10 protein-coding genes are annotated in these 9989 nt (G+C 67.2%); 9 read left to right on the forward strand and 1 reads right to left on the reverse strand.

The window, feature by feature from the left end; translation table 11 throughout:
* Positions 1 to 37: 37 nt before the first annotated feature.
* The gene (gene leuD, locus TSH20_RS13615; RefSeq protein ID WP_109075248.1) at positions 38 to 649 is read right to left on the reverse strand and encodes a 3-isopropylmalate dehydratase small subunit; all 612 of its coding nucleotides are present in this window, start codon (positions 647 to 649) and stop codon (positions 38 to 40) included.
* A 352-nt stretch (positions 650 to 1001) separates the two neighbouring features.
* On the opposite strand from leuD, the gene TSH20_RS34950 reads away from it, so the two are divergent.
* The 9 genes from TSH20_RS34950 (at position 1002) to TSH20_RS13660 (ending at position 9883) form a co-directional block, all read left to right on the forward strand.
* Complete coding sequence (locus TSH20_RS34950; protein ID WP_109075249.1) at positions 1002 to 2615, forward strand: hypothetical protein; 1614 nt, start codon at positions 1002 to 1004, stop codon at positions 2613 to 2615.
* A gap of 70 nt (positions 2616 to 2685) precedes the next feature.
* Positions 2686 to 3744 carry a glycosyltransferase family 2 protein gene (locus TSH20_RS13625; RefSeq protein ID WP_109075250.1) on the forward strand — a complete coding sequence of 353 codons (1059 nt, stop codon included), beginning with the start codon at positions 2686 to 2688 and terminating at the stop codon, positions 3742 to 3744.
* Entirely contained in the window at positions 3744 to 4172 is a 429-nt protein-coding gene (locus tag TSH20_RS13630; protein ID WP_109075251.1) for a GtrA family protein, read from the forward strand. The genes TSH20_RS13625 and TSH20_RS13630 overlap by 1 nt, the downstream gene beginning before the upstream one ends.
* Before the next feature lie 91 nt (positions 4173 to 4263).
* Positions 4264 to 5115, forward strand: coding sequence for a diaminopimelate epimerase (dapF, locus tag TSH20_RS13635; RefSeq protein WP_109075252.1), 852 nt, complete (start codon positions 4264 to 4266; stop codon positions 5113 to 5115).
* A complete protein-coding gene (locus TSH20_RS13640; RefSeq protein WP_109075253.1) occupies positions 5108 to 5368 on the forward strand; it encodes a DUF4160 domain-containing protein in 261 nt (86 codons plus the stop codon). The genes dapF and TSH20_RS13640 overlap by 8 nt, the downstream gene beginning before the upstream one ends.
* 4 nt (positions 5369 to 5372) lie before the next feature.
* On the forward strand, positions 5373 to 5654 hold the full coding sequence (locus tag TSH20_RS13645) for a DUF2442 domain-containing protein (protein WP_109075254.1): 282 nt from the start codon (positions 5373 to 5375) through the stop codon (positions 5652 to 5654).
* Positions 5644 to 6912: a tRNA (N(6)-L-threonylcarbamoyladenosine(37)-C(2))-methylthiotransferase MtaB gene (mtaB, locus tag TSH20_RS13650; RefSeq protein ID WP_109075255.1), complete on the forward strand. Its 1269-nt coding sequence runs from the start codon at positions 5644 to 5646 to the stop codon at positions 6910 to 6912. The genes TSH20_RS13645 and mtaB overlap by 11 nt, the downstream gene beginning before the upstream one ends.
* A 22-nt stretch (positions 6913 to 6934) precedes the next feature.
* Positions 6935 to 8278 (forward strand): signal recognition particle-docking protein FtsY, encoded by a 1344-nt coding sequence (ftsY, locus tag TSH20_RS13655; RefSeq protein ID WP_199231853.1) that lies wholly within the window; start codon positions 6935 to 6937, stop codon positions 8276 to 8278.
* A 96-nt stretch (positions 8279 to 8374) separates the two neighbouring features.
* Complete coding sequence (locus tag TSH20_RS13660; RefSeq protein WP_109075256.1) at positions 8375 to 9883, forward strand: AMP nucleosidase; 1509 nt, start codon at positions 8375 to 8377, stop codon at positions 9881 to 9883.
* Positions 9884 to 9989 lie beyond the last annotated feature (106 nt).

Consider the following 9989-nt stretch of genomic DNA (forward strand, 5'->3'; position numbering starts at 1 on the left):
AGACAGAAGTTGAGGAGATCGGGGGAGGACGGGGGGGTCAGCCCCACATCCACGGCTGGCCGGCGCGCTGCTTGCCCTCGTACCCGTCGATATGGGCCGCCTGCTGCAGCGTCAGGCCGATATCGTCCAGGCCGTTCAGCAGGCAATGCTTGCGGAAGGGGTCCAGCTCGAAGGAGATGGTGCCGCCGTCCGGGCCGGTGATGGTCTGCTTCTCAAGGTCGACCGAGATGACGGCGTTCGACCCGCGCGACGCGTCGTCGAGCAGCAGGTCCACCTGCTCCTTCGGCAACTTGATCGGCAGGATGCCGTTCTTGAAACAGTTGTTGTAGAAGATGTCGGCGAAGCTGGGGGCGATGATGCAGCGGATCCCGAAGTCGGCCAGCGCCCACGGCGCATGCTCACGCGAGGAGCCGCAGCCGAAATTGTCGCCGGAAACCAGGATGCTGGCCTTGCGGTAGGCCGGCTTGTTCAGGACGAAGTCCGGGATCTCCTGCCCGTCGGGGGTGTAACGCATCTCGTCGAACAGATGCTTGCCAAGCCCCGTCCGCTTGATGGTCTTCAGGAACTGCTTCGGGATGATCATGTCGGTATCGACGTTGATCATCGGCAGCGGCGCCGCAACGCCGGTGAGAACCGTGAACTTTTCCATCGCCAGAAATCCTGTCGCGCAAGAAGGCGCAAGCGTGCGCATGCAGAGCGTGGTGAATAGCAGACCAAACAAGCCATTGCCAGAGGAAGCTTGCCCTTTTCCCGGCACGCAATGAGCGAACAGGCATGCGCGAATGCACTGCCGCGCATCTTTGTTGCGCGATTTGCTGCGCATCGTCGCGGTCCGGCCCGATTGCCGACCCCGAAACGCAGCGCCGGAACCGGCATTCCCCTTGCGGAGAGCGCGACCGCCACCTAAGGACAATACCGCGCAACAGCAAGGTTGTCCCGTTCCGATGCCGATAGCCGCCTCCCGCGAAGACCGCCCGTCAGACCGCCCATCGGATCGCCCATTGGATCGCCGTGCCCGCCTGATCGGCATCGCCTTCCTGCTGCTGGCCCCGCCGGCCTATGGTCTGCTGACGCTGGCCTTCGGCATGGACGCGAACTGGGACCTGCGGAATTACCATTGGTACAACGGCTATGCGATGCTGACCGGGCGGATCGGACGCGATCTGCTCGCGGCGCAGATGCCGAGCTTCTACAGCCCCTTCCTCGACGTGCCCTTCTATTGGCTGGCCACCCACCTGCCGGCAAGGGTGGCCGGCTTCCTGTGGGGGACGCTGCAGGGGGTCAACCTGTCGCTGCTGTATCTGCTGGCATCATTTTGCCTACGGAACGTTCCGGATCTGAAACGGACGTTGGTTGCCGTGGCGCTAGCGGTGATGGGCGGGCTGGGCGGTGGGACGCTGGGGCTGATCGGCACCACCTTTCAGGACAATGTGGTCAGCCTGGGCGTTCTGGGCGCGGCAGCGGTCGTCGCCGCCAGCCTTCCCGGCATCCTGGACGGACGGCCGCTGCCCAGCTTCGCCCGCGTCGCGGCGGCCGGTCTGCTGGCCGGGGCGGCGATGGGGCTGAAAAATCCGACGGTGATCTATGCGGTCGGGCTGTGCCTGGGCTTCCTGGCCCTGCCGGCGCGGCCGTGGCGGCGGCTGTGGCTCGCCTTCTTCTTCGGCATCGGCGTGCTGGTCGGGCTGGCGCTGGGCGGCGGCCTGTGGATGGCGCATCTGTGGCACGATTACGGGAACCCGGTCTTCCCGCACATGAACCACATCTTCCGGTCGCCCTTCGCCGCCATCTCCGACTACGTCAATGTGAGCTTCTTCCCGCCCGGCCTGTGGCAGCGGCTGTTCTTCCCCTTCGTCTTCACCTTTTCCCCCCTGACGGTGGGCGAGGTGCCGTGGTTCGACCTGCGGGTGCTGGCGCTGTTCGTTCTGGTGCCGGTCGGGTTCGTCTGTGCGGTTGCCAGCTGGTCGATGGGGAAGCGGAACGATTGGCTGACCGAGGGACCGGCGACGCGCTTCCTGCTGGCGGCGCTGAGCGTCACCTACGCGCTGTGGGTGGTGATGTTCTGCATCTACCGCTATCTGGTGCCGCTGGAGATGCTGGCGCCGCTGGGGCTGGTGATGGCCGTCGGGCTGCTGCCGCTGGCGCGTCGGCTGCGCATTGGGCTGGCGGTGGCGCTGCTGGCGCTGGTGCAGGTGACGGTGCAGCCGGCCGATTGGGGGCGGGTAGCCTGGGCGGACAACTGGGTGACGGCGGAGGTGCCCCCCATCGAGGATCCGGACGACACCATGGTGCTGATGGGCGGCTACTGGGCCATCTCGCACGTCATTCCGTCCTTCCCGCCGCGCGTCACCTTCGTACGCATCCAGTCGAACTTCCTGCAGCCGGATTCGGTCGGCAACGGCTATCTCGCCATCATGACGGACAAGGTTGCGTCCCACCGCGGCCCCTTCCTGATGCTGAGCACCATCCCCGACACGGCCGGCGCGGCGAAGGCGGCGGAGTTGCTCGGCCTGCGGCTCGACCCACAGCGCTGCCGTCCGATTCCCAACAATCTGGGCGAGACGCTGAACCTCTGCGCCGTTGACCGGGCGGGTGGGAATCGGGAGACAGTGGAATAATCGGCGGGTTTGTGCTGTTTATCGTCGCTGACAGCCGTGCCTGTCCCGTCCCCAGCCAGAAGCCAGCGCCATGACCGTATCGACCCTCGACCGCCCTGCCGACCGCCCCGCCCTCCCCCCGGCCGCCGACGCTTCCGGAACGCCGGCGGCGGCTGTGCAGGCAGGCCCGGTCCCCACCGTCGCGGTGCTGATCCCCTGCTACAACGAGGAGGCGGCGATCGGCAAAGTGGTGCAGGACTTCCGCGCTGCCCTGCCCGACGCCACCGTCTATGTCTACGACAACAACTCGAAGGACCGGACGGTGGAGGTCGCGCGCGCCGCAGGCGCCGTCGTCCGCAGCGAGCCGCTGCAGGGCAAGGGCAACGTCATGCGCCGCATGTTCGCCGACATCGAGGCGGACGTGTATGTGCTGGTCGACGGCGACGACACCTATCACGCCCCCAGCGCCCCGGAACTGGTCAAGCGGCTGTGGGACGAGCAGCTGGACATGGTCAACGGCGCGCGGGTGACGGAGATTGTCGCCGCCTATCGTCCCGGCCACCGTTTCGGCAACCTCGTGCTGACCGGCATGGTCGCCAAGATCTTCGGCAGCCGCATCGGCGACATGCTGTCGGGCTACCGGGTGTTCTCCCGCCGCTTCGTGAAGTCGTTCCCGGCGCTGGCCAGCGGTTTCGAAACCGAAACGGAGCTGACCGTCCATGCGCTGGAGCTGCGCATGCCGATCGCCGAGGTGAAGACCCCCTACAAGGACCGTCCGCCCGGATCGCACAGCAAGCTGAACACCATCCGCGACGGCATCCGCATCCTGCGCACCATCATCATCCTGGTGAAGGAGGAGCGGCCGCTGCCCTTCTTCTCCGCCGCCTTCGGGCTGCTGGCCCTGCTGTCGGTGATCCTGGGCCTGCCGGTGATCGCGACCTATTTCCAGACCGGGCTGGTGCCGCGTTTCCCCACCGCCCTGCTCGCCACCGGATTGATGCTGCTGGCCTTCCTCAGCCTGACCTGCGGCCTGATCCTGGACACCGTCACCCATGGCCGCCGCGAGGCCAAGCGCATGAGCTACCTGTCGCTGCGCGCGCCGGGCAACCACCCGCCGCTGGCCGGCGCACGCGGGGACGAGCGCCGGTGATGGCATCGGTCGCAAGCCTGCTGGACAGCCGGCTCGGCCGGCTGGGCGTGCAATTCACCAAGTTCGGCGTCGTCGGCGTCGTCGGGCTGGTGGTGGACACGATCGTGCTCTACGCCGGCCTGGCGCTGGGGCTGCAGTTCTTCGCCGCCCGCGTGCCGTCCTTCTTCGCGGCGGCGACCGCCACCTGGGCGTTGAACCGCGCCTTCACCTTCCGTGGCGCCGTGAGCGAGCCGCTGCACCGCCAGTGGGCCAAGTTCATCGCCGCCAACGCCATCGGCGGCGTGGTGAATTACGGCGTGTCGGTGGGATTGGAATCGAGCGTGCAGATGGTCGCCGAGCACCCGTTCCTGGCGGTGGCCGCCGGGTCGATCGCCGGCATGTTCTTCAACTTCGCGGCGTCGAAGCATCTGGTGTTCAAGGGGGCATAACGGGGGGCCCAGCCATCTGGAGGCGCCCGCGAATCTGCGTTGCGCGGCGCCTTATGGACTTATCCCTGCGGCTCGCCATATAACGGCGGCCATGACCCGCGAATTTCTGAAGATGCACGGCCTCGGCAACGACTTCGTCGTGATCGACGCCCGTTCCGAACCCTACCGCCCCTCAGGCGCGGAGGTGCGCGCCATCGCCGACCGCAAGACCGGCGTGGGATGCGACCAGTTCATCATTCTGGAACGCACGGACGCACCTGGGGCCGACGCCTTCATGCGCATCCACAACGCGGACGGTAGCGAAGCGGCGGCCTGCGGCAATGCGTCGCGCTGCGTCGGCTGGCTGCTGATGGAGGAGAGCGGGCGCGACCGCGCCAGCTTCCAGACCGCCGCGGGTCTGCTGCACGCCTATCGCGCCGACAACGGCCGCATCACGGTCGACATGGGTCCGCCCCGCTTGGATTGGAGCGCCATCCCGCTGGCCGCCCCCACCGACACGCTGCGGGTCGAATCGGTGGAGCATGGCGGCTTCGCGGCTCCGGTCGCGGTCAACATGGGCAACCCGCACGCCGTTTTCTTCGTCGACGATGCCGAGGCGGTGCCGCTGGCCGAGGTCGGCCCGGTGTTCGAGAACCACCCGAGCTTCCCGGAGCGCTCCAACATCGAGTTCGCTCAGGTCCTGTCGCCCAGCGCCATCCGAATGCGGGTGTGGGAGCGCGGCGCCGGCATCACCCAGGCCTGCGGCACCGGCGCCTGCGCCACGCTGGTGGCCGCCGCCCGCCGCGGCCTGACCGGGCGCAAGGCCGACATCCTGCTGGACGGCGGCACCCTGACAATCGAGTGGACCGAAGACGACCGCGTCCTGATGACCGGCCCGGTGGCGCTCGCCTTCAGTGGCCGGCTTTCGGCTGAACTGGTTTCAGGCGGACAGGTCGATGCCTGAAATCTGCCGATTTTTCGGCATCATCATAGCCATGTATTACAACGATCACTCGCCTCCGCATTTCCATGTGCGGTATGGCAACCAGAAAGCCGCGATCGACATCACAACGCTCGGGATCATGGAAGGCGAACTTTCCCCGAGAGCCTTGGGGCTTGTCATGGAGTGGGCTGCCCTACATAGGGAAGAGTTGAAGAACGACTGGGAACTGGCACGAATGCACGCGCCTCTGACTCAGATTGCTCCGCTGGAATGAACCGATGCTGAAGGATATTGTCGCCGCCAAGCCGCTCGATGGCTACCGCCTGCACCTCCGATTCGAGGATGGTGCGGAGGGGAATGTCGACGTGTCCGCCCTGGTTCCTTTCACCGGAGTGTTTGCCGTGCTGCGCGAACCGGAAACCTTCGCCGCGGTTCGCGTCGACCCGGAGCTTGGGACTGTGGTCTGGCCGAACGGGGCCGATCTTGATCCCGCCGTTCTCTATTCTTCGATCACCGGCGCCCCCTTGCCCGGTATGGGAGGGGCTGACCATGCCCGATGATGTCGTGCTGAAGACCGATGGCCCCGAGATCGTCACCTTCGGCTGCCGCCTCAACACCTACGAGTCCGAGGTGATGCGCAACCATGCGCGTAGCGCCGGGCTGGACGACGTGGTGATCGTCAACACCTGCGCCGTGACCTCGGAAGCCGAGCGGCAGGCGCGGCAGACCATCCGCAAGCTGCGGCGCGAGCGGCCGGACGCCCGCATCGTCGTCACCGGCTGTGCCGCGCAGATCGACCCGCAGCGCTTCGCCGCGATGCCGGAGGTCGATCAGGTGCTGGGCAACCAGGAAAAGCTTCAGCCGGAAAGCTGGGGCCTGCCGCCGGCCGAGAAGGTTCTGGTCAACGACATCATGTCGGTGAAGGAGACCGCCGGTCACCTGATCGGCGGGTTCGAGGACCGCGCCCGCGCCTTCGTTCAGGTTCAGCAGGGCTGCGACCACCGCTGCACCTTCTGCATCATCCCCTATGGCCGCGGTCCGTCGCGCTCCGTCCCGATCGGCGGCATCGTCGAACAGGTCCAGGCGCTGGTAAAGGCCGGCTACAACGAGGTGGTGCTGTCCGGCGTCGACATCACCAGCTACGGCCCCGACCTGCCGGGCTCGCCGTCGCTGGGGCAGATGGTGCGCCGGTTGCTGGCCCTGGTGCCGGAACTGCCGCGGCTGCGCCTGTCCTCCATCGACTGCATCGAGATGGACGACGACCTCTGGCGCCTGATCGAGAACGAGCCGCGCCTGATGCCGCACCTGCACCTGTCGCTCCAGGCCGGCGACGACATGGTGCTGAAGCGGATGAAGCGCCGCCATGGCCGCGCCGATTCCATCGCGTTTTGCGAGCGGGTGCGCTCGATCCGGCCCGACGTGGTGTTCGGCGCCGACTTCATCGCCGGTTTCCCGACGGAGACCGAGGAGATGTTCCAGAACACCATGCGGCTGGTGGAGGAGTGCGGCCTGACCTGGCTGCATGTCTTCCCCTACAGCCCGCGCCCCGGGACGCCGGCCGCCCGCATGCCGCAGGTCGACGGCGCCGTCCGCAAGGAGCGCGCCGCCCGCCTGCGCGCCGTCGGCGAAGCGGCGGAGGCCCGCACGCTGGCGAGCCTCGTCGGCCGCACTGCCACGGTGCTGGTCGAGAAGGACGACCTGGGCCGCACCGAGCATTTCGCCGCGATCCGCCTGGGTCAAACCTTCGCGCCCGGCTCGCTGGTGCCCGCCGCCATCACCGGCATCAAGGACGGCGTGCTGACCGGCACCCCGCTCTGACCTCTCTTATAGTGGACACTCCATGATTTTCCGCTGGTTCGGCCGCAAGAAGCCCGAAGAGACCGCTCCCAAGGAAGAGGCGGCGAAGAACGGATCGGTGAATCTGGACACCGCCACGCCGGCGCCAGAACCGGAAGCGGAAAAGACGCACGCGCCGCCGGCCGCTCCGCCGCCGCCGATGCCGGAAGTCGAGCCGGTGCCGGAAATGGCGCCCGCGCCGCCGAGCGCCGAGCCGCCGCCCGCTCCGATCACGCAGCCTCCGGTCGCGCCGATCCCGGTCACGCCTCCTGCCGTTGCCGCTCCGGTCGAGCCGCCGCCCGCCCCGGTACCGGTGGCTCCGCCTCCGGCGCCGGAGCCGGAACCCGTTCCCGAGTTGCCGCCGGCGCCCGCCCCGGCACCGGTCGCGGCTGCCCCTGCTGCTGCCGAAGAAGCGCCGCCGACCAAGAAAGGCTGGTTCGCCAAGCTGAAGGAAGGGCTGTCGAAGTCCTCGTCCAAGCTGACCGACGGCATCACCAGCATCTTCACCAAGCGCAAGCTGGACGATGAGGCGTTGGAGGAACTGGAGGAGCTGCTGATCACAGCCGATCTCGGCCCGGCCACCGCGGCGAAGGTCACGGCGGAACTGGCACGCACCCGCTTCGGCAAGGAGGTCTCGCCGGAGGAGGTCAAGTCGACGCTCGCCGCCGAGGTGTCGAAGATCGTCGCGCCGGTTGCCAAGCCGCTGGTGCTGGACCCGGCGCTGAAGCCGCATGTCATCCTGGTCGTCGGCGTCAACGGCACCGGCAAGACCACCACCATCGGCAAGCTGGCCCGCCAGTTCAAGGCGGAGGGCAAGAGCGTGATGCTGGCCGCCGGCGACACCTTCCGCGCCGCCGCCGTCAGCCAGCTGAAGATCTGGGGTGAGCGCACGGGCTGCCCGGTCGTTGCCCGCGACACCGGGGCGGACGCCGCAGGGCTGGCCTATGACGCGCTGGAACGCGCCCGGGCCGAGAAGGTCGACGTGCTGCTGATCGACACCGCCGGCCGGCTGCAGAACAAGACCGGCCTGATGGAGGAACTGCGCAAGATCGTCCGCGTCATCAAGAAGCTGGACGAGACGGCGCCGCACACCACCCTGCTGACGCTGGACGCCACCACCGGCCAGAACGCGCACAGTCAGGTCGAGATCTTCCGCGACATGGTCAACGTCAACGGCCTGATCCTGACCAAGCTGGACGGCTCCGCCCGCGGCGGCGTGCTGGTCTCGCTGGCGGAGAAGTTCAAGATCCCGGTCCACGCCATCGGCGTCGGCGAGGGCGTCTATGACCTGCGCCCGTTCGATGCGGATGCCTTCGCCAAGTCGCTGATGGGACTGAACGCGGACTGACCGGCCGGGGAACGGTCATCGCCGATTGGGTAAGCACCGGAGGTTGGCCGAAATTCGGCCTTCCCAGCTTGTCGTTCGTACCCCATCTTTGATGACATGAATGACAAAGCCCCGCTCCAGCCCGGGTCGGCCGGGCGCTTCACCGATGCCAAAGCCGCACTGGCCTGCGTGCGGGACATTTATGACCGCAACACCGCATACTTGCGCGACCGCTTCGCCGCCTATACCCAGGGCGAAGAGGAAGGCGGACGAAACCGGGCCTATTACCCCTATGTGCGGCTGACCGCCGTGTCGGGGGCCGGGGTCGACACCCGGCTGTCCTATGGCTTCGTCGAGGGGGTCGGCGTCCATTCCACCACGGTGACGCGGCCCGACCTGTTCGAACGCTATCTGCTGGAACAGTTCACGCTTCTGCTGCGCAACCATGGCGTCCCGCTGGAGGTCGGTGTCAGCGAGGAAGCCATCCCGATCCATTTCGCCTTTCCCAACGGCATGTATGTGGAAGGCGATCTGCCGCCGGACCGGCTGACCAAGCTGCCGGACTTGTTCGACCTGCCCGATCTGGCGCGGATGGACGACACCATCGTCAACGGCACCTGCGACGGCGGGCCGGATGCGGTGAAGCCGCTGGCCCTGTTCACCGCTCCCCGGGTGGATTTCTCGCTGCACCGGCTGCGCCATTACACGGCCACAGCGCCGGAGCATTTCCAGAACTTCGTCCTGTTCACCAACTACCAATTCTATGTGGACGAGTTCATCCGGCTGTCGCGCGAGATCATGGAGCCGACCGGCGATGCCGAACTGGCGGCCTATCGCTGCCAATATGACAGCTTCGTCGAGCCGGGCGACATCGTCACCACCAACCAGAATCTCGGCGGGACCGTGGATGCCGTCTCGGCCAAGCTGACGCGCATGCCGCAGATGCCGGCCTATCACCTGAAACGTCCGGACGGCAACGGCATCACGCTGGTGAACATCGGCGTCGGCCCGTCGAACGCCAAGACGATCACCGACCATATCGCGGTTCTGCGCCCGCATGCGTGGTTGATGCTGGGCCATTGCGCCGGGCTGCGGCATACGCAGCGGCTGGGCGACTATGTGCTGGCCCACGGCTATGTCCGCGAGGACCATGTGCTGGACGCCGACCTGCCGCTGTGGGTGCCGGTGCCGGCGCTGGCCGAGGTTCAGCGGGCACTGGAGACGGCGGTGGAGCGGGTGACCGGGCTGTCGGGTTTCGACCTGAAGAGCATCATGCGCACCGGCACGGTGGCGACCATCGACAACCGGAACTGGGAGCTGCGCGACCACCGCGAGCCGCTGATGCGCTTCAGCCAGAGCCGCGCGATCGCGCTGGACATGGAAAGCGCCACGATCGCCGCCAACGGCTTCCGCTTCCGCGTGCCGTACGGGACGTTGCTGTGCGTGTCGGACAAGCCGATGCATGGTCAGCTGAAGCTGCCCGGCATGGCCGACCGCTTCTATCGCGAGCGGGTCGACCAGCATCTGAAGATCGGCGTGCTGGCGATGGAACTGCTGCGCGAGCACGGGATGGAGACACTGCACTCCCGCAAGTTGCGCAGCCTGGCGGAGGTGGCGTTTCAGTAGGGGTGTCGGCTGGGGTTTGACGTTAGACCCCCACCTAACCTCCCCCGCTCTCAGCGGACCTACGGTCCGCCTGCCGCGTCAGCACAAAGCATAGCTTTGTGCGAGA

The organism is Azospirillum sp. TSH20, assembly GCF_003115935.1.
GTDB lineage: Bacteria > Pseudomonadota > Alphaproteobacteria > Azospirillales > Azospirillaceae > Azospirillum.

Excerpts from the sequence above, each read along its gene's own strand:
- leuD (WP_109075248.1), bottom strand. The coding sequence starts at position 649 with ATGGAAAAGTTCACGGTTCTCACCGGCGTTGCGGCGCCGCTGCCGATG.
- TSH20_RS13625 (WP_109075250.1), top strand. The coding sequence starts at position 2,686 with ATGACCGTATCGACCCTCGACCGCCCTGCCGACCGCCCCGCCCTCCCC.
- TSH20_RS13630 (WP_109075251.1), top strand. The coding sequence starts at position 3,744 with ATGGCATCGGTCGCAAGCCTGCTGGACAGCCGGCTCGGCCGGCTGGGC.
- dapF (WP_109075252.1), top strand. The coding sequence starts at position 4,264 with ATGACCCGCGAATTTCTGAAGATGCACGGCCTCGGCAACGACTTCGTC.
- TSH20_RS13640 (WP_109075253.1), top strand. The coding sequence starts at position 5,108 with ATGCCTGAAATCTGCCGATTTTTCGGCATCATCATAGCCATGTATTAC.
- TSH20_RS13645 (WP_109075254.1), top strand. The coding sequence starts at position 5,373 with ATGCTGAAGGATATTGTCGCCGCCAAGCCGCTCGATGGCTACCGCCTG.
- mtaB (WP_109075255.1), top strand. The coding sequence starts at position 5,644 with ATGCCCGATGATGTCGTGCTGAAGACCGATGGCCCCGAGATCGTCACC.
- ftsY (WP_199231853.1), top strand. The coding sequence starts at position 6,935 with ATGATTTTCCGCTGGTTCGGCCGCAAGAAGCCCGAAGAGACCGCTCCC.
- TSH20_RS13660 (WP_109075256.1), top strand. The coding sequence starts at position 8,375 with ATGAATGACAAAGCCCCGCTCCAGCCCGGGTCGGCCGGGCGCTTCACC.